The organism is Kitasatospora sp. NBC_01266 (assembly GCF_036242395.1).
Taxonomy (GTDB): domain Bacteria; phylum Actinomycetota; class Actinomycetes; order Streptomycetales; family Streptomycetaceae; genus Kitasatospora.
Map to the genome: position 1 here is coordinate 5,979,768 of NZ_CP108458.1, position 18,793 is coordinate 5,998,560.

Here is an 18,793-nt window from a genome sequence, read left to right on the forward strand (position 1 = left end):
TACGTTGAAAAACGTGGACAAGAGGAATGCTTTGCGCGCCGGTGCGGTCTCCGCGGCGGCCACGCTGATGATGCTGCTGTCGTCGCCCGCTTTCGCCCAGGCCAAGGACGCCACGACGGAGCAGGCCAGTGGCCTGAGCGTCGGGGAGTCGATCGGCCTGTACGTGGTGACCCCGATCGCGCTCTTCGCGATCATCGCCGGCCTGGTGATGCTGGGTACCTCGAACAGCAGCAAGGCCAAGAAGAAGTAACCGGTCCGATCCGGCCGCCCTATCGCCCCACCGCCAGGTGGCGCGGCGGGGCGGCCGGATCGGTCAGGCCCCCGCCGCCCCCAGCAGCACGCCCGCCAGGTAGGTGACGGCCATCGCGAGGCCGCCGCCCAGCACGTTGCGCGCCACCGAGGGCCGCACCGGCGCCTCGCCCAGCCGGGCGCCCACATAGCCGGTGAGCAGCAGTGCGCAGAGCACCGCCGCCACCGTGACCGGCACCCGCAGCCCGGCCGGCGGCAGCACGATCGCCAGCAGCGGCAGCAGCGCGCCGACCGTGAAGGCCAGGAAGCTGGCCCAGGCCGCGTGCCAGGGGTTGACGATCTGCTCCGGGTCGATGCCCAGCTCGACCCGGGCGTGCGCGGTCAGCGCGTCCCGTGCGGTGAGCTGCTCGGCGACCTCCCTGGCCACCTCGGGAGTCAGCCCGCGCTCCTCGAACAGCCCTGTCAGCTCGGCCAGTTCCTCGTCCGGCTGCTCGGCCAGCTCGCGCTGCTCGACCGCGAGCGCGGCCCGCTCGGAGTCCCGCTGGGCGCTCACCGAGACGTACTCGCCGGAGGCCATCGAGAGCGAGCCGGCCAGCAGCCCGGCCAGCCCCGCGGTCAGCAGGGTGTCCGCCGACGAGGTCGCGCCGGCCACCCCGACCACCAGGCCCGCGGTCGACACGATCCCGTCGTTGGCCCCGAGCACCCCGGCCCGCAGCCAGTTCAGCCTGCTGCTCAGGCTCCCGCCCGGGCGGTCACCCGGGTGCTCGCTCTCGTCCATTGCCCCAGTCTTGCCCCAGCCGCCGCCGTGAAACACGCGGCTCGCCGCCACGCACATGGTCCCCCGCCACGCACGCGGCCCCCGTCCGGCAGTCGCCGGACGGGGGCCGAGGATGTGCGACGGATCGTCAGCCGCGCGCGGCGGCCGCCCGGTCCACCTCCTGTGCCTTCAGCGCGCGCTCGACCCCGGCCCGCGACTCCACCACCAGCCGCGCCAGCGCCGGCGCCGGCTCGGCGCTGGCGAGCCAGGCGTCGGTGGCCTCCAGGGTGGCGGGCTCGACCTGGTAGCTCGGGTAGAGGCCCACGATCAGCTGCTGGGCGATCTCGTGGCTGCGGGTCTCCCAGACGCCCTTGAGCGCGTCGAAGTACCGGCCCACGTAGGGCTTCAGCAGCTCGCGGTGGTCCGGCAGGTTGAAGCCGGCGATCACCGCGTCCTGGACGTAGTTGGTCAGCGCGTCGGAGTCGATCACCGAGGCCCAGGCCTGCGCCTTGGCCTCGGCGGTGGGCCGGGCCGCGCGGCAGGTGGCGGCCTTCTCCTGGCCGGCCGCGGTGTTGTCGCGGACCAGTTCGGCGTCGATCGCGCCGTCGTCGGCGCGGCCGGCGGCGACCAGGCTGGTCAGCAGGGCCCAACGCAGGTCGGTGTCGACGGCCAGGCCGTCCAGCTCCACCGAGCCGTCCAGCAGGTTCGCCAGCAGGGCGAACTGCTCGTCGGTGTGGGCGACCGAGGCCAGCGCGCGGGCCCAGGCGAGCTGGTGGTCGCTGCCGGGGGCGGCGGCCCGCAGCTGCTCCTCGGCGCCGGCGGCCCAGCGGGCCAGGCCCTGCTCGCGCCAGGCGGGGTCGGCGTAGAGCTGCAGGGCGGTGTTGACCTGGCGGTGCACCGACTGGACCACGCCGATGTCGGACTCCTTCGGCAGGCCGGCCAGGGCGAGCGCGAGGTAGTCGCGGGTGGCCATCTCGCCGTCGCGGGTCATGTCCCAGGCGGCGGCCCAGACCAGCGCCCGCGGCAGCGGCTCGGTGAAGTCGCCCAGGTGCGCGGTGACCGCGGCGAGCGAGTCGGCGTCCAACCGCAGCTTGGCGTAGGAGAGGTCGTCGTCGTTGAGCAGCACGACGGTCGGGCGCTGACGGCCCACCAGCTCCGGCACGGCGGTGAGTTCGCCGTCCACGTCCAGCTCGATCCGGTCGGTGCGCACCAACTGGCCCTCGACCAGCGAGTAGCAGCCGATGGCGATCCGGTGCGGGCGCAGCGCGGCGGCGCCCTTGGCACCCTCGGGCAGCGCGGGCGCCTCCTGGCGGACCGCGAAGGAGGTGATCACCCCGGCCTCGTCCACCGCGAGCTCGGGGCGCAGGACGTTGATCCCGGCGGTCTGCAGCCAGGCCTTGGACCAGGCCTTCAGGTCGCGGCCGCTGGCCTCCTCCAGCGCGCCGAGCAGGTCGGCCAGGGTGGTGTTGCCCCAGGCGTGCCGCTTGAAGTAGGCCTGCACGCCCTGGAAGAAGGCGTCCTGGCCGACGTAGGCCACCAGCTGCTTGAGCACCGAGGCGCCCTTGGCGTAGGTGATGCCGTCGAAGTTGACCTGGACGTCCTCCAGGTCGTTGATCTCGGCCATGATCGGGTGGGTGGAGGGCAGCTGGTCCTGCCGGTAGGCCCAGGTCTTCATCTGGTTGGCGAAACTGGTCCAGCCGTTGGGCCACTTGGTGCCGGCCGGCTCGACCAGGGCGACCATCTCCGCGTAGGTGGCGAAGGACTCGTTGAGCCAGAGGTCGTTCCACCACTCCATGGTGACCAGGTTGCCGAACCACATGTGGGCCAGCTCGTGCAGGATCGTGGTGGCCCGCATCTCGTAGGACGCGTCGGTCACCTTGGAGCGGAAGACGTACTGGTCGCGGAAGGTGACGGCGCCCGCGTTCTCCATCGCGCCGGCGTTGAACTCCGGGACGAAGAGCTGGTCGTACTTCTCGAACGGGTAGGCGAAGTCGAACTTCTCCTGGAAGTACGTGAAGCCCTGCTTGGTGACGTCGAAGATCTCCTCGGCGTCCAGGAACTCCTTCAGCGAGGGGCGGCAGTAGATGCCCAGCGGCACCCGCTGCGCGCCGTCGGTGAACTCGTCGAAGACGCCGACGTACGGGCCGGCGATGATCGCGGTGATGTAGCTGGAGATCCGCCCGGTGGGCGCGAAGGTCCAGGTCTGCGTCTCGCCGTCGCCGACCGGTTCGGGGGTGGGGGAGTTGGAGACGACCACCCAGCCGCGCGGCGCCGTGACGGTGAAGCCGAAGGCCGCCTTCAGGTCGGGCTGCTCGAAGGAGGCGAACACCCGGCGGGCGTCCGGTACCTCGAACTGGCTGTAGAGGTAGGTCTCACCGTCCACCGGGTCGACGAAGCGGTGCAGGCCCTCGCCGCTGTTGGTGAAGGCGCAGTCGGCGACCACCCGCAGCTCGTTCTCGGCGGCCAGGCCGCTCAGCGCGATCCGGCTGTCGGCGAAGGCGCTCAGGTCCAGTTGCTCGCCGTTGAGCACGATCTCGTGCACGGTCGGTGCGACCAGATCGATGAACGTGGCGGCGCCGGGCTGCCTGGCGGTGAACCGGACCACGGTGGTGGACCGGAAGGTGCCGCCGTCGCGGGCCGAGCTCAGGTCGAGCTCGATGTCGTACGCATCCACGTGGAGGAGCTCGGCCCGGGTGCGGGCCTCCTCACGGGTCAAGTTGGTGCCAGGCACTCGCAGGACTCCTTCGTCAGGCTTGTTGGCCCGATCCTCCCATGGAGCCCGGCGGTGACCCGAGTGGATTGTGCCGGGGCGCTCCGGAGCCCGCCGCGGTGGTGGCGGCGGGCTCCGGAACCGAACCGGGGTGTCGCCGGGTCAGCCCTTCGCGTACAGCGTGGCGGCGGCGCTGATCGGCAGCGACGGGATGGACAGCACCTGGCCGTTGTCGGAGTACAGCACCTGCGAGTCCTGGAACGAGAGGATCGAGTCGTCGGTGCTCTTGGTGCTGAACGACTCGACCGGGGTCAGGCTGCCGTCGGTCGGGCTGAGGGTGACCACCCGGGCGCCCTTGTCGAAGCCGTCCATGGCGATCGCGGTCAGCGTGTTGGTGGAGGTCTTGTCCACCAGCCGCAGGCCGTTCTCGGCGCCGCCGTCGACGTTCCACAGGGTCTTGCCGCTGGCCAGGTCGATCGCCTCGATCGAGGTCTTGCCGCTGTTGTCCACCTCGACGTAGAGGGTGTTGCCGATCACCAGGTCCTTGTTCAGCGGGTCGGAGTACGCGGAGAGCTGCAGCCGGTCCGCGCCGGCGACCTTCAGCGGCACCTTGGCCTCGGCGTTGCCGGAGGAGTCGATGCCGACCAGGTAGTCGTTGTCGTAGCCGTTGGAGATCTGCAGCACCAGCGGCTTGGCCCAGACGATGTTGGTCAGCCGCTCGTTCTGGCCGAGGTTGAAGGTCTGGCTGCTCTTGCCCGTGTTGGCGTCCAGCACCGTCAGCTCCTGCTGCTGGGTCTGGTCGGAGCAGAAGTCGCTGACCACCACGACGGCTCCGGCGGCGTCGGCGTTGTCCATGCAGAACTGGCCGCGGTCCTTGTAGGACCAGACCTGCGAGCCGTCGGTCAGGTTGAAGCCCGCCAGCAGCCCGCTGCTGGCGGCGGCCAGCGTGGTGTCGGTGACGGTGACCTGGGTGCCGAAGCTCTTGTTGGTCCCCTGCGAGCCGACCCGGTAGATCAGCTTGCCGGTGTCGGCGTCGATCGCACCGACCGAGGAGCAGTCGTTGTCGCCGAGGTTGAAGCTGACGCCGCCGATGTTGTTCGAGTTGACGCTCTTGGACATGCTGCAGAAGGACTTGGTGCCGTCCGGCGCCTTCAGCGTCCAGACCGACTTGCCGGTGTTCAGGTCGTAGCCGGTCAGCGCGGTGCCGTCGCCGCGGACCAGCAGCTTGTCGGTGACCCAGTCGCCCAGCGTGTGCGGGTCGGAGGAGTCGCTGTCGGTCTTGGGCACGTTCCAGCTGACGGTCAGCTTTCCGGCGTCGCCGCCACCGCCACCGCCGCCGGTGCTGCCGCCGGTCGTGCCGGGGTGCGTGGGCGAGCTGCCGTTGAACAGCACCACCAGGCCGACCACGATGGCGACGGCCAGCACGCTGCCGATGACCGCGCCGAAGACCAGCACGGGGTTGCGCTGCTTGGTCGGCTGCGGGTTGACCGGTCCGGGGTAGCCGTAGGCCGGGCCGGGCTGCTGGCCGAACTGCGGGGCCTGGTAACCGCCCTGCAGGGGGGCGGGCGGCGGGTAACCACCCTGCTGGGCGCCGAAGGCGGGCGGCGGTGGCGTCTGCGGGTAGCCGTAGGAGGCCTGCGGCTGCGGGTCGTACGGGCCGACCGGCGCGCCGGGCGCCGGCGGAGCACCGTGCGCGGGGAAGGCGTGGGCGGTCGGCTGGTAGCTCAGGTCCGGCGCACCACCCGGTACACCCGGCGCCCCGAGGCCGGCGGGCGCCCCCGGGGCGGCACCCGCGCCCGGCGGCTGGGCCGGTGCGGGGATCGCCGCTCCGTCGAGCTGCGTCAGCTGGTCCGCGACCGCCGCCGGGTCGACGCCCGGCCGTGGCGGTACGCCGCCCTGGCCACCTGCCGGATCCTGCGGCCCGTAGCCCGCACTGGGCTGATCCCCTGCCATGTGATTCCCCGTCATTGTCCGTCCGAGTGCCGCCCGTCCGGCCCGGTGAGACGTGGGTGAGTGGAGGGGCGGCTGAGAATTAAGGGACATCGTAGAGGTGCACCGATTTCGGGCCGCCCCAGGTCCGGTGCGGGCGCGCCCCGGCGGCCCCGGCGAGCGGTGGGTGAACAGGGTCCGACGGCTCGGCTGAGCCGCCGTTGAGGTTCGCGGCGGTCCGGTTTGCCGTCGTGACGAGGTCGGGGGTGCTTCGCTCGGCATAGAGTTCAGAAGTTGAAGGTGAATTTTCCGCAACGGCGCGGTTGGGCGGGGGACCGTCGGGTGCCCGCGTCCGAAGGAGGTCATTCATGTCCATGGACACGCCGGGGTCGCAGTCCTCGCTGCACCGCGCCAACCTCGAACGGGTGCTGCGCGCCGTGCGGATGGCGGGCTCGCTCACCCAGGCCGAGATCGCCCGGGCCACCGGGCTGTCGGCGGCGACGGTGTCCAACATCGTCCGGGAGCTCAAGGAGGGCGGCACCGTGGTGGTCGCCGACACCTCCTCCGGGGGCCGCCGGGCCCGCAGTGTCTCGCTCAGCGGGGATGCCGGGATCGTGGTCGGCGTCGACTTCGGCCACTCGCACCTGAGGGTGGCGGTCGGCAACCTGGCGCACCGGGTGCTCGCCGAGGAGAGCGAGCCGATGAACGTGGACGTCTCCGCCGAGCAGGGCTTCGCGCGGGCCGAGGCGCTGGTCGCGCGGCTGCTGGTGCAGGCCGGCTTCCGGGCCGACAAGGTGATCGGGGTGGGCCTGGGCGTGCCGGGGCCGATCGACGTGGAGACCGGGGCGCTCGGCTCCACCGCGATCCTGCCCGGCTGGACCGGCATCGCACCCGGCCGTGAGTTGGCCCAGCGGCTGGGCATGGCGGTGTACGTCGACAACGACGCCAACCTGGGCGCGCTGGGCGAGCTGGTCTGGGGCGCGGGGCGCGGGCTGGGCGACCTGGCGTACATCAAGGTGGCCAGCGGGGTGGGCGCCGGGCTGGTGATCAACGGTCAGATCTACCGGGGTCCGGGCGGCACCGCCGGGGAGATCGGGCACATCACGCTGGACGAGTCGGGTCCGGTCTGCCGCTGCGGAAACCGGGGCTGCCTGGAGACCTTCGTCGGCTCCCGCTACCTGCTCAACCTCTTGAACGCGAGTCACGAGCGCGAGCTGACGCTGTCCGAGGTGGTCCGGCTGGCCCAGCAGGGCGACCTGGGCTGCCGCCGGGTGATCGCGGATGCCGGCCGGCAGATCGGGACCGGGGTGGCGACCCTGTGCAACCTGCTCAACCCGCGCCGGGTGATCCTCGGTGGCGACCTCGCCGAGGCCGGTGAGCTGGTACTTTCCCCGATCCGGGACTCGGTGGCGCGGTACGCGATCCCCTCGGCGGCCCGTCAGCTGTCGATCGTCCCGGGCACCCTGGGCGGCCGCGCCGAAGTGCTGGGCGCGCTGGCCCTGGTGATGAGCGAGATGGGCGAAACCGGCGCAATCGGACACGGCATGGCCGCGGTGGGCGCGCGCGGCTGACGGTTCCCCGCCCTCCGCCCAAGGAGGGAGGAAACGGACATGGTCGGACAGTTTGGTCTCGGCTCAGCCTTCAGGAAGATAACGAAAGGGTTTGGATCGCCGGAGCATTGGCTTTACTTGTTGACGACAGCGCGAGGTGGCGGGTTGACTCCCTTCCACCTCGCCGCAACGTTGCGGCTCTGTCAGGGAGGCACCCCCCACATGAACGCAATGATGCGTCGCGTCGTCGTCGGTACCGCCGCGGTCTCGATGGCCCTCACCTTGGCCGCCTGTGGCAAGGCCGGTAGCAGCAGCTCCAACTCCGCGAGCTCGGGCGACAACAAGACCATCGGCCTGCTCCTGCCGGAGAACTCCTCCTCGATCCGCTACGAGTCCTTCGACAAGCCGCTGATCGAGGCCAAGGTCAAGGACCTGTGCCCTGACTGCACGGTCAAGTACAACAACGCCAACGGCGACGCGGCGACCCAGAAGCAGCAGTTCGACACCCTGGTCTCGCAGGGTGTGAAGGTGATCCTGCTGGACGCCGTGGACGCCACCGGCACCGCTTCCTGGGTGACCGACGCGCAGAAGAAGGGCGTCAAGGTCATCGCGTACGACCGCCTGGCCTCCGGTCCGGTCGCCGCGTACATCTCCTTCGACAACGAGAAGGTCGGCGAGCTGCAGGGCCAGGCCCTGATCGACGCGATCAACGCGAGCGGCGGCAACGCCAAGACCGCCAACATCGTGATGATCAACGGCAGCGAGACCGACCCGAACGCGGGTCAGTTCAAGGCCGGCGCGCACAAGATCCTGGACAGCGGCGTGGGCAAGGTCGTCTACGAGCAGTCCGGTGAGTGGCAGCCCACCATCGCCAGCCAGAAGATCGGCGCCGCGATCACCGCCCTCGGCAAGAACGGCTTCCAGGCCGTCTACTCCGCCAACGACGGCATGGCCGCCGCCATCATCACCGCGCTGAAGACCGCCGGCATCAACGGCATGCCGGTCGGCGGCCAGGACGCCGCGCCCGACGCGATCCAGCGGATCCTGACCGGCGACCAGGCCTACACCATCTACAAGGCCTACAAGCCGGAGGCCGAGGGCGCCGCCACCATCGCGGTCGACCTGCTGCACGGTGTGGACGTCACCGGCACCGCCACCGCCACGACCAACAGCGGCGGCCAGAGCATCCCCTCGCTGCTGCTCACCCCGGTCGTGGTGACCAAGAAGAACATCGAGCAGACCGTGATCGCCGACGGCCTCTACAAGGTCTCGGACATCTGCACCGCCCAGTACGCCGACGCCTGCAAGGCCGCGGGCATCCAGTAGCGGACGCGCCTTCAGCAGCGACGCAGTCGGCCGGGCCTGAGCAGCAGGTCCGGCCGGCCCGTCGGCACTTCGGCGTGCTGGCCAGCTGAGCCATGTGCGCCCCTTGATCCCCGAAGGAGCCACCGATGGTTCAGTCAGACATACCCGTCCTCGCCCTGCGCGGCGTCTCCAAGCGGTTCGGTGCCGTCCAGGTGCTCACCGGCGTCGACCTGGAGGTGTCCGCGGGCCAGGTGGTCGCGCTGGTCGGCGACAACGGCGCCGGCAAGTCCACCCTGGTCAAGACGATCGCCGGGGTGCACCCGATCGACGAGGGCAGCATCGAGTGGGCCGGCAAGCCGGTCCACCTGACCCGCCCGCAGGACGCCCAGGCGCTGGGCATCGCGACGGTGTACCAGGACCTCGCGCTCTGCGACAACCTCGACGTGGTCGCCAACCTCTTCCTCGGCCGCGAGCTGGTCCGTGGCGGCCGGCTGGACGAGGTGGCGATGGAGAAGCGTGCCAAGGAGCTGCTGGACACCCTCTCGATCCGGATCCCCAGCGTGCGGATCCCGGTGGCCGCGCTCTCCGGCGGTCAGCGCCAGGTGGTCGCGATCGCCCGCGCGCTGATCGGCGACCCGAAGATCGTGATCCTGGACGAGCCGACCGCCGCGCTCGGCGTCGAGCAGACCGCCCAGGTGCTCGACCTGGTCGAGCGGCTGCGCGACCGGGGCCTGGGCGTGATCCTGATCAGCCACAACATGGCCGACGTGCGCGCGGTGGCCGACCAGGTCGCGGTGCTGCGGCTGGGCCGCAACAACGGCGTCTTCCCGGTCGCCACCACCAGCCACGAAACGATCATCTCGGCCATCACCGGTGCCACCGACAACGCGGTGACCCGTCGTCAGGCCCGCGTCGCGGACGCGACCGACAAGGCGAGCGCGGACGCGACCGTCACGGCGAGCGCGGAGATGACCAAGTGAGCAAGCACGCCACCCCCGAGAAGGCTTCCACCGTGACCCAGACCACTGACAACGCGGCAGGTGCGGCGCCCGCCCCCGCCGTGGACCCCCGACTGCTGGTGCGCGAGCAGGGGATCGCCGGCTACGTCGAGGAGTTCAAGCGCAAGGTGCGCTCGGGCGACCTCGGTTCGATACCGGTGGTGCTCGGCCTGATCCTGATCGCCGGCATCTTCCAGGCGATCACCGGCAATTTCCTCACCGCCGGCAACCTCTCCAACATCACCCTCTACATCGCGGGCCCCGGCCTGATCTCGGTCGGCATCGTCTTCGTGCTGCTGCTCGGCGAGATCGACCTCTCGCTCGGCTCGGTGGCCGGCGTCTCCGCCGCGGTCTCCGCCGTGCTCTCCATCCAGCACGGCGTCAACGAGTACCTGGCGGCGATCCTCGCCGTGGTGGCCGCGCTGGCCATCGGCGCGCTGCACGGCTTCTTCTTCGCCAAGATCGGCGTGCCCGCCTTCGTCGTGACGCTGGCCGGCCTGCTCGCCTGGAGCGGCCTGCAGGGCTACGTGATGGGCAACACCGGGACGCTCAACAACATCCCGAACGGCTTCATCGCCAACCTGGACAACTACTTCTTCAGCGACGTCGCCGCCGCCTACGGCCTGGCCGCGGTCGGCGTGGCCGGCTACCTGGTCGCCGCGTTGCTGGGCGCCAAGAGCCGCCGCGAGGCCGGCCTGCCGGCCAGGCCGGTCAGCGAGATCGGGCTGCGCGCCGCGGTGCTCGCGGTGCTGGCCTTCGCCGCCGCCTACATGCTCAACCAGGACCGCGGCCTGCCGCTGGCGCTGGTGGTCTTCCTCGGTGTGGTCGTCATCACCGACTTCGTGCTGCGCCGCACCGCCTACGGCCGCAAGGTCTTCGCGGTCGGCGGCGGCGTGGAGGCGGCCCGCCGGGCCGGTATCAACGTGGCCCGGGTGCGGATCTCGGTCTTCATGATCTCGGCGGGTCTGGCGGCGGTCGGCGGTCTGTTCATCGCCTCGCAGGCCGGCTTCGCGGACAAGCAGCTGGGCAGCGGCAACGTGCTGATGAACTCGATCGCGGCGGCCGTGATCGGCGGCACCAGCCTGTTCGGCGGCCGGGGCAAGACCTGGTCGGCGCTGCTGGGCATGCTGGTGATCCAGTCCATCGTCACCGGCCTGGACCTGCAGGGCATCAGCCAGTCCATCCAGTACATGATCACCGGTGCGGTGCTGCTGGCCGCGGTGGTGCTGGACTCGGTCTCCCGCCGGACCCAGAAGTCCGCCGGCCGCGGCTGACCCACCACCCGCACAGTTGTCAGGCCCGGGACACGCCCGCAGCAAGGGGCGTGTCCCGGGCCTTCGCATGGCTGGTGGGAGCGGTGAAGGCGCCCCGCGCCGCAAACCGTCCGACGGGCGGACATTAGACTCGACCAGCTGGGTAGTCCAACAGCCTGCCCGCGACACGTATCCGATAGAGGAGGAACGGGTGCCCCTGCTGACCCGCATTCGGGGACCGCGCGATCTCGACCGGCTCACTCCGGGGCAGCTGGCTGCCCTCGCCGAGGAGATCCGGGGCTTCCTGATCGAGGAGGTCGCCAAGACCGGCGGACACCTGGGCCCGAACCTCGGTGTGGTGGAGCTGACCATCGCGCTGCACCGGGTCTTCGACTCCCCGCGCGAGCGGATCCTCTTCGACACCGGGCACCAGTCCTACGTGCACAAGCTGCTGACCGGCCGCCAGGACTTCAGCCGGCTGAAGATGAAGGGCGGCCTGTCCGGCTACCCGTCCCGGGCCGAGTCCGAGCACGACGTGATCGAGAACTCGCACGCCTCCACCGTGCTCGGCTACGCCGACGGCATCGCCAAGGCCAACCAGCTGCGCGGCCTGACGGACTGCCCGGTGGTCGCGGTCACCGGCGACGGCGCGCTCACCGGCGGGATGGCCTGGGAGGCGCTGAACAACATCGCCGACGGCAGGGACCGCCCGGTGGTGATCGTGGTCAACGACAACGAGCGCTCCTACTCGCCGACCATCGGCGGCCTGGCCAACCACCTCTCCACGCTGCGCACCACCCAGGGCTACGAGCGCTTCCTCACCTGGGGCCGCGACACCCTGCAGCGCACCCCCGTGGTCGGCCAGCCGCTGGCCGGCGCGCTGCACGGCGCCAAGAAGGGCCTGAAGGACTTCATCGCGCCGCAGGGCATGTTCGAGGACCTGGGCCTGAAGTACCTCGGCCCGATCGACGGCCACGACATCACCGCCGTGGAGTCCGCGCTGCGCAAGGCGCGCGGTTTCGGCGGCCCGGTGATCGTGCACGTCATCACCGAGAAGGGCCGCGGCTACCACGCCGCGCTGCAGAACGAGGAGGACCGCTTCCACGCGGTCGGCGTCATCCACCCGGACACCGGTCTGCCGGTGAAGTCCTCGGGCAAGGACTGGACCTCGGTCTTCAGCGAGGAGATGGTCGAACTCGGCCGCGAGCGCGAGGACATCGTGGCGATCACCGCCGCGATGCTGCACCCGGTGGGCCTGGCCGACTTCGCCAAGGCCTTCCCGGCGCGCACCTTCGACGTCGGCATCGCCGAGCAGCACGCGGCCGTCTCGGCGGCGGGCCTGGCCACCGCCGGTCTGCACCCGGTGGTCGCGGTCTACGCGACCTTCCTGAACCGGGCCTTCGACCAGGTGCTGATGGACGTGGCGCTGCACCGGCTCGGCGTCACCTTCGTGCTGGACCGGGCCGGGGTCACCGGCACTGACGGCGCCTCGCACAACGGCATGTGGGACATGTCGATCCTCCAGGTGGTCCCCGGCCTGCGGCTGGCCGCGCCGCGCGACGCCGACCAGGTGCGCGCCCTGCTGCGCGAGGCGGTCCAGGTCGAGGACGCGCCGACGGTGGTGCGCTACTCCAAGGGCGCGGTCGGCCCGGCAGTCGCCTCGCTCGGCCGGATCGGCGGGATGGACGTGCTGCACGGCGACGTCGAGCCGCTGGCCCCGGAGCGTGCCGCCGAGGGCGAGCGGCGGGCGGACGTGCTGATCGTCTCGGTCGGCGCGCTGGCCCCGCTCTGCCTGGAGCTGGCCGCGCTGCTGGACGCCCAGGGGATCACCGCCACCGTGGTCGACCCGCGCTGGGTCAAGCCGGTGGACGCCGCGCTGCCGGGGCTGGCCGCCGAGCACCGGGTGGTGGTCACGGTCGAGGACAACGGGCGGGTCGGCGGGGTCGGCTCGGCGATCGCCCAGGCGCTGCGGGACGCGGAGCTGGACCTGCCGCTGCGCGACTTCGGCATCCCCCAGGAGTTCCTGGACCACGCCAAGCGCGAGGAGATCCTGGCCGAGATCGGGCTCACCGCGCCCGACATCGCCCGCCAGGTCACGGCGCTGGTCTCGCGGCTCGACCAGTCCGCAGCGGTCGAGGCCTGACCGGGGTCGATCGCGCTCGAGCGATCGTCCAGCGATCTTCCAGTAAACCTAGTGACAATATGACATTCATATCTGAATGCGGGACCGGCGGCGCTTCCGCCGGTCCCGCCCGGTAGGTTGTCCCTCGTGCCTGCCGAGACCTCGACCCTCACGCGCCCTGCCGAACTCGCCTCGCGAGTGCGCGAGCGCGTCCGCACGGGGTACTGGACCCAGCTGGTCCCGGTGCTGGCCGTGCTGGCGACACTGACCCACATCCCGTCCTTCCTGCGGCCGGTCTGGAGCCCCGACGAGGGCTACCTGGCCACCCAGGCCCGGATGCTGGCCGACGGCGGCGTGCTCTACGACACCGTGGTGGACCGCAAGCCACCGCTGCTGCCCTGGCTCTACGAGGCCTGCTTCTCGGTCTTCGGCTCGCTCTCGCTCTGGCCGCTGCGCACCCTGGCGATCGTGGCGCACCTGGTCACCGCCGTGCTGCTGGCCTCGCTCGCGCGCGGCCGCTGGGGCAACCGGGCGGGCGCCGCGGCCGGTGTGCTCTACCTGATGCTCTCCATCGGCCTCTCGCCGGAGGACACCCAGGCGGCGACCTTCGAGGTCTTCATGCTGCCCGCGATGGTGGCCGCCTTCCGCTACGCCGAGCGGCGGCGCTGGCTGGCCGCCGGCATCGCGGTGGCGGTCTGCTCGCTGACCAAGCAGACCGGCGGCGCCGTGCTGCTGCCGGTGCTCTGGATGCTCTTCCAGGACGCCCGGCTGCGCGCCGTGCCGTGGAAGAGCGCGCTGCTCAAGGTCGGCTTCGGCTTCGCGCTGCCGATAACCCTGGTCGCGGTGATCCTGACCAAGCCCAAGGGCTTCCTGTTCTGGGTGGTGACCGGCAGCGGCGACTACGCCTCGCTGAACGGCGACTGGCTGCAGATGTTCGGCCGGGCGCTGGGCAACTCGGCGATCCTGCTGGCGGCCGGGCTGGGCTTCCTCTTCCCGCTCGGCCACCGGGTGTGGATCCGCTACCGGACCGGGCGCCCGCTGCCGACCCGGGGCGAGTCCCACGGCGCGCCCAGCGACCTGTGGGTCTGGCTCTTCTCCTCGGTGGTCGCGGTGACCACCGGCTTCCACTTCTTCGGCCACTACTACCTGCAGCTGATGCCGCCGCTGGTGCTGCTCGGGGTCGGCGCGGTCTCGGTCTCGGCGCTGCGCTGGAAGCCGGTGCTGGTCTACAGCTCGGTGGCCTGCACGGTGTTCTGGGCGCTCGCGGTGGCCTGGCCGGGCGAGCAGATGAGCCAGAACAACCAGGTGGCCACCGCGGTCGCCGAGCGCAGCACGCCCAAGGACACGGTGCTGGTCTGGGGCATGCACCCCGAGCTGTACTGGCTCTCCGACCGCAAGCCGGCCACCCGCTACCTGACCGCGGGGTTCCTGACCAACTTCAGCGGCGGCAAGGGCAGCGCGGACGTCGGTGAGCAGTACAGCGTGCCGGACGCCTGGCAGACCTTCGACAAGGAGCTGAGCACCAACGGCCTGCCCGCCGTCGTGGTGGACGACTCCGGCAGCGCGCCCTACCAGCCGTCCCAGGTGCCCGCGATCGAGAACCTGCTGGACACCCACTACCAGGTGGTCGGCGCCTACGGCGACGCGATGGTCTACCGCCTCAAGAACTGACCGGAACTGACCCGCCCGCAGAAGTGACCCGCCCGCAGAGTGGGCCGCCGACTCCAGCGGAGTCGGCGGCTGCGGATATGACGGTCAGCGTCGCCGGTTGCCCAGCACCATGCCGGCCGCGGTGAAGGCGAGCAGGCAGGTCAGACCACCGATCACCACCTGGTTCCAGATCATGCCCCGGGTCGCCGTGTGCCCCACGGTCACCACCCAGGGGGAGATGATCAGGAACACGCCGATCGCGCCCATCGCCCAGGTCAGCCCGAACATCCGGGCCGGCGCGATGGTGAGGCAGAGCCCGAGTGCGGCGATCGCGATCCCGAGGATCAGATTGCAGATCACCAGCTCATGGCTGGCGGCACTGAAGTGCACCACATAGGGCGAGATGGCCAGCCACAGGCCGGCGAGCACGATCAGCCCGTCGACGGCCACACCCTGCGGTCCGTCCATCATGCGCGCGTACCGGGTCCGCATCTCCGCGATGTCCGGATGGGTGGAGATGTCCTCGGTTCGATGTGAGACGTCGGCCATACGACTCGCCTCCTTCGGTGTGCAAGTCCGATCCGCCCCCAGCCGTCGGCTGGGCGGTGCCCCCATGGCCTAACGGTATTATGCGCTTTGTCCTCATTTGATGTATAGCGGTGGGGTTCGGGCATGCGAAAGGGCGGCCCGCTCGGATCGAGCGGGCCGCCCTTCAGGCGTTCAGACGCTGTCGCGCGCGCGGTCTCAGACCGGCACGCTGGCCAGGCCGGGGGCCAGGAACTTCTTGCCGTTCACCCGCTCGGCGACACCCTCGCGGTCCAGGTACGGGGTGATCCCGCCCAGGTGGAAGGGCCAGCCGGCGCCGGTGATCATGCACAGGTCGATGTCCTGCGCCTCGCCGACCACGCCCTCGTCCAGCATCAGGCCGATCTCCTGGGCCACGGCGTCCAGCGCCCGGGCCCGGACCTGCTCCTCGGTGAGCGCGCTGTCGCCGAAGGAGAGCAGCTCCAGCACCTCGGGGTCGAGGACCTGCTTGCCGTCCTGCCAGATGTAGAAGCCGCGCTTGCCGGCCTTGACCACCTTGGCAAGGTTCTCGGAGACGGTGAACCGCTCCGGGAAGGCGCCGTGCAGGGTCTCCGAGACGTGCAGCGCGATGGCCGGGCCGACCAGCTCGAGCAGCGCGATCGGGGACATCGGCAGACCGAGCGGCTGGACGGCCGCCTCGACGGTCTCGAACGAGGTGCCCTCGTCGATGATGTTCTGGATCTCGCCCATGAAGCGGGTCAGGATCCGGTTCACCACGAACGCCGGGGCGTCCTTGGTGAGCACGGCCGTCTTCTTCAGCTTCTTGGCGACCGCGAAGGCGGTGGCCAGCGAGGCGTCGTCGGTCTTCTCGGCCCGGACGATCTCCAGCAGCGGGAGGATCGCGACCGGGTTGAAGAAGTGGAAGCCGACCACGCGCTCCGGGTGCTCCAGCTTGGAGGCCATCTCGGAGACCGAGAGCGAGGAGGTGTTGGTGGCCAGGATGGTGGTCGGCGAGACCACGGCCTCCAGCTCCGCGAGGACGTTCTGCTTGACGCCCATCTCCTCGAACACGGCCTCGATCACGAAGTCCGCGTCGCCGAACGCCGTCGCCTTGTCCAGGTGACCGCTGACCAGGCCCTTGAGCTTGTTGGCCTTGTCCTGGTTGACCCGGCCCTTGGCCAGCAGCTTGTCGACCTCGGCGTGCACGTAGCCCACGCCCTTGTCGATCCGCGCCTGGTCGATGTCGGTGAGCACCACCGGCACCTCCAGGCGGCGCGCGAAGAGCAGCGCCAGCTGGGAGGCCATCAGGCCGGCGCCGACCACGCCGACCTTGCTGACCGGGCGGGCCAGCGACTTGTCCGGCGCGCCGAACGGCTTCTTGGCCCGGCGCTGCACCAGGTTGAAGGCGTAGATGCCGGCCCGCAGCTCGCCGCCCATGATCAGGTCGGCCAGCGCGGCGTCCTCGGCGTCGAAGCCCTTCTGCAAGTCGCCGTCCTTGGCGGCGGCCATGATGTCCAGCGCCCGGTAGGCGGCCGGAGCGGCGCCGTGCACCTTGGCGTCGGCGACCGCGCGGCCCCAGGCGATGCACTGGTCCCAGTTCTCGCCGCGGTCGATCTCCGGGCGCTCGACCACGGTCTCGCCCTTGAGGACCTTGGCGGCCCACAGGATCGACTGCTCCAGGAAGTCGGCCGGCTCGAAGATCGCGTCCGCGATGCCGAGCTCGAACACCTCCTTGCCCTTGAGCTGCTTGTTCTGGCTCATCGAGTTCTCGATGATGACCTTGACCGCGTTGGCGGGGCCGACCAGGTTCGGCAGGATGGTGCAGCCGCCCCAGCCGGGGACCAGGCCGAGGAAGACCTCGGGCAGCGAGAAGGCCGGCGTGCCGGAGCTGATGGTGCGGTAGGTGCAGTGCAGACCGATCTCCACACCGCCGCCCATCGCGGCGCCGTTGTAGAAGGTGAAGCTCGGCACCGGCAGCGCGGCGATCCGCTTGAAGACCTCGTGGCCGCCCTTGCCGATGGCCAGCGCGTCGCCGTGCTCCTTGAGCAGCTCGACGCCCTTGAGGTCGGCGCCGACCGCGAAGATGAACGGCTTGCCGGTGATCGCCACAGCGACGATCTTGCCCTCGGCGGCCTCCGCCTCGACCTGGTCCAGCGCCGCGGACAGCTTGAGCAGCGAGCCCGGGCCGAAGGTGGTCGGCTTGGTGTGGTCGAAGCCGTTGTCCAGGGTGATCAGCGCCAGCTTGCCGGCCTGCAGCGGCAGGTCGAGGTGGCGCACGTGCGCGGTGGTGACGACCTCGCCGGGGAACAGCTCGGCGCCGCGGGTGAGGAGTTCAGTGGTGCTCATGATCACTTACCACCCTCGAACTCGGTCGACTCTGTCGCTCCGCTCCAATGCGGGTTCTCCCAGATGACGGTCGCGCCCATGCCGAAGCCGACGCACATGGTGGTCAGGCCGTAGCGGATGTCCGGGCGCTGCTCGAAGCGGTGGGCCAGCTGGTTCATCAGGCGCACGCCCGAGGAGGCCAGCGGGTGGCCGTAGGCGATCGCGCCGCCGAACGGGTTGACCCGCTCGTCGTCGTCGGCGATGCCGTAGTGGTCCAGGAAGGCCAGCACCTGCACGGCGAAGGCCTCGTTGACCTCGAACGCGCCGATGTCCTCGATCGTCAGACCGGCCTTGGCCAGCGCCTTCTCGGTGGCCGGCACCGGACCGATGCCCATCACCTCGGGCTCGACGCCGGCGAAGGCGAAGTCGACCAGGCGCATCTTGATCGGCAGGCCGAGCTCCTCGGCGACCTCCTCGGCGGCCAGCAGCGAGGCGGTGGCGCCGTCGTTGAGACCGGCCGAGTTGCCCGCGGTGATGTTGCCGTGCGGGCGGAACGGGGTCTTCAGGTTCGCCAGCGACTCCATCGTGGTGCCCGGGCGCATCGGCTCGTCCGTGGTCGCCAGGCCCCAGCCGGTCTCGCCGACCTCGGGGTTGGTGTTGCGGATCGCGATCGGCACCAGGTCCGGCTGGATGTCGCCGTTGGCGTAGGCCTTGGCGGCCTTCTCCTGGGAGCGCACCGCGTAGGCGTCGCAGCGCTCCTTGGTGATGTGCGGGAACCGGTCGTGCAGGTTCTCGGCGGTCATGCCCATGAAGAGGGCGGACTCGTCGACCAGCTTCTCGGAGACGAAGCGGGGGTTCGGGTCGACGCCCTCACCCATCGGGTGGCGGCCCATGTGCTCGACGCCGCCGGCGACCACGATGTCGTACGCGCCGAAGGCGATGCCGCCCGCGGTGGTGGTGACGGCGGTCAGCGCGCCGGCGCACATCCGGTCGATGGAGTAGCCGGGCACGGACTTGGGCAGGCCGGCCAGCATCGCGGCGGTGCGGCCGATGGTCAGACCCTGGTCGCCGATCTGCGTGGTGGCCGCGACGGCGACCTCGTCGATCCGCTCGACGGGCAGGTTCGGGTTGCGGCGCACGAGCTCCCGGATGCACTTGACGACCAGGTCGTCGGCGCGGGTCTCGTGGTAGATGCCCTTCGGGCCGGCCTTGCCGAACGGGGTGCGGACGCCGTCAACGAAGACGACGTCCCTCGCGGTACGAGGCACGGGGGCTCTCCTCCCAGGGGACATGGCATGGTGCGCAGAGACGCGCTCGCGGGCGAGCAGCGCTGCTTCACCGTCATGCTACTGGTCGGTAACCAACTTGCCCAGGGCCGGTCCCCGGTAGCCGGGTGTGTCCCCCGCCACGTGCCGTGATC

13 protein-coding genes are annotated in these 18,793 nt (G+C 70.7%); 7 read left to right on the plus strand and 6 right to left on the minus strand.

The window, feature by feature from the left end; genetic code table 11:
• The first annotated feature begins 13 nt into the window (after positions 1 to 13).
• A complete protein-coding gene (locus OG403_RS25995; protein WP_329568384.1) occupies positions 14 to 250 on the plus strand; it encodes a hypothetical protein in 237 nt (78 codons plus the stop codon).
• A gap of 63 nt (positions 251 to 313) precedes the next feature.
• Here OG403_RS25995 and OG403_RS26000 read toward each other — a convergent pair whose 3' ends face one another.
• From OG403_RS26000 to OG403_RS26010, 3 genes are all read right to left on the minus strand, one after another.
• Positions 314 to 1,027, minus strand: coding sequence for a VIT1/CCC1 transporter family protein (locus OG403_RS26000; protein WP_329568386.1), 714 nt, complete (start codon positions 1,025 to 1,027; stop codon positions 314 to 316).
• A gap of 127 nt (positions 1,028 to 1,154) precedes the next feature.
• The gene (gene pepN, locus OG403_RS26005) at positions 1,155 to 3,737 is read right to left on the minus strand and encodes an aminopeptidase N (RefSeq protein WP_329568388.1); all 2,583 of its coding nucleotides are present in this window, start codon (positions 3,735 to 3,737) and stop codon (positions 1,155 to 1,157) included.
• Between the two features lie 141 nt (positions 3,738 to 3,878).
• A complete protein-coding gene (locus tag OG403_RS26010; protein ID WP_329568390.1) occupies positions 3,879 to 5,669 on the minus strand; it encodes an outer membrane protein assembly factor BamB family protein in 1,791 nt (596 codons plus the stop codon).
• A 350-nt stretch (positions 5,670 to 6,019) separates the two neighbouring features.
• Between OG403_RS26010 and OG403_RS26015 the strand changes: the two genes are divergently transcribed.
• The 6 genes from OG403_RS26015 (at position 6,020) to OG403_RS26040 (ending at position 14,544) form a co-directional block, all read left to right on the plus strand.
• Positions 6,020 to 7,216: an ROK family transcriptional regulator gene (locus OG403_RS26015; RefSeq protein WP_329572561.1), complete on the plus strand. Its 1,197-nt coding sequence runs from the start codon at positions 6,020 to 6,022 to the stop codon at positions 7,214 to 7,216.
• A 201-nt stretch (positions 7,217 to 7,417) separates the two neighbouring features.
• The gene (locus OG403_RS26020) at positions 7,418 to 8,521 is read left to right on the plus strand and encodes a sugar ABC transporter substrate-binding protein (protein ID WP_329568392.1); all 1,104 of its coding nucleotides are present in this window, start codon (positions 7,418 to 7,420) and stop codon (positions 8,519 to 8,521) included.
• 125 nt (positions 8,522 to 8,646) lie between these two features.
• Positions 8,647 to 9,480 (plus strand): ATP-binding cassette domain-containing protein, encoded by an 834-nt coding sequence (locus OG403_RS26025; protein ID WP_329568394.1) that lies wholly within the window; start codon positions 8,647 to 8,649, stop codon positions 9,478 to 9,480.
• Between the two features lie 32 nt (positions 9,481 to 9,512).
• Positions 9,513 to 10,772, plus strand: coding sequence for a sugar ABC transporter permease (locus tag OG403_RS26030; protein WP_329568395.1), 1,260 nt, complete (start codon positions 9,513 to 9,515; stop codon positions 10,770 to 10,772).
• Between the two features lie 190 nt (positions 10,773 to 10,962).
• Positions 10,963 to 12,894 carry a 1-deoxy-D-xylulose-5-phosphate synthase gene (gene dxs / locus OG403_RS26035; RefSeq protein ID WP_329568397.1) on the plus strand — a complete coding sequence of 644 codons (1,932 nt, stop codon included), beginning with the start codon at positions 10,963 to 10,965 and terminating at the stop codon, positions 12,892 to 12,894.
• 126 nt (positions 12,895 to 13,020) lie between these two features.
• Positions 13,021 to 14,544 carry an ArnT family glycosyltransferase gene (locus OG403_RS26040; RefSeq protein WP_329568399.1) on the plus strand — a complete coding sequence of 508 codons (1,524 nt, stop codon included), beginning with the start codon at positions 13,021 to 13,023 and terminating at the stop codon, positions 14,542 to 14,544.
• Between the two features lie 84 nt (positions 14,545 to 14,628).
• On the opposite strand, the gene OG403_RS26045 is transcribed toward OG403_RS26040, so the two are convergent.
• From OG403_RS26045 to OG403_RS26055, 3 genes are all read right to left on the minus strand, one after another.
• Positions 14,629 to 15,072 carry an SPW repeat protein gene (locus tag OG403_RS26045; protein ID WP_329568401.1) on the minus strand — a complete coding sequence of 148 codons (444 nt, stop codon included), beginning with the start codon at positions 15,070 to 15,072 and terminating at the stop codon, positions 14,629 to 14,631.
• A gap of 195 nt (positions 15,073 to 15,267) precedes the next feature.
• Positions 15,268 to 17,394: a 3-hydroxyacyl-CoA dehydrogenase NAD-binding domain-containing protein gene (locus tag OG403_RS26050; RefSeq protein ID WP_329568403.1), complete on the minus strand. Its 2,127-nt coding sequence runs from the start codon at positions 17,392 to 17,394 to the stop codon at positions 15,268 to 15,270.
• A 2-nt stretch (positions 17,395 to 17,396) separates the two neighbouring features.
• Complete coding sequence (locus OG403_RS26055) at positions 17,397 to 18,641, minus strand: thiolase family protein (RefSeq protein ID WP_329568406.1); 1,245 nt, start codon at positions 18,639 to 18,641, stop codon at positions 17,397 to 17,399.
• Positions 18,642 to 18,793: the final 152 nt, after the last annotated feature.

Bases quoted from the DNA above. Each gene is read 5' to 3' on its own strand.
- OG403_RS26000 (WP_329568386.1), bottom strand. From the start codon at position 1,027: ATGGACGAGAGCGAGCACCCGGGTGACCGCCCGGGCGGGAGCCTGAGC.
- OG403_RS26020 (WP_329568392.1), top strand. From the start codon at position 7,418: ATGAACGCAATGATGCGTCGCGTCGTCGTCGGTACCGCCGCGGTCTCG.
- OG403_RS26010 (WP_329568390.1), bottom strand. From the start codon at position 5,669: ATGGCAGGGGATCAGCCCAGTGCGGGCTACGGGCCGCAGGATCCGGCA.
- OG403_RS26050 (WP_329568403.1), bottom strand. From the start codon at position 17,394: ATGAGCACCACTGAACTCCTCACCCGCGGCGCCGAGCTGTTCCCCGGC.
- OG403_RS26015 (WP_329572561.1), top strand. From the start codon at position 6,020: ATGGACACGCCGGGGTCGCAGTCCTCGCTGCACCGCGCCAACCTCGAA.
- OG403_RS26045 (WP_329568401.1), bottom strand. From the start codon at position 15,072: ATGGCCGACGTCTCACATCGAACCGAGGACATCTCCACCCATCCGGAC.
- OG403_RS26025 (WP_329568394.1), top strand. From the start codon at position 8,647: ATGGTTCAGTCAGACATACCCGTCCTCGCCCTGCGCGGCGTCTCCAAG.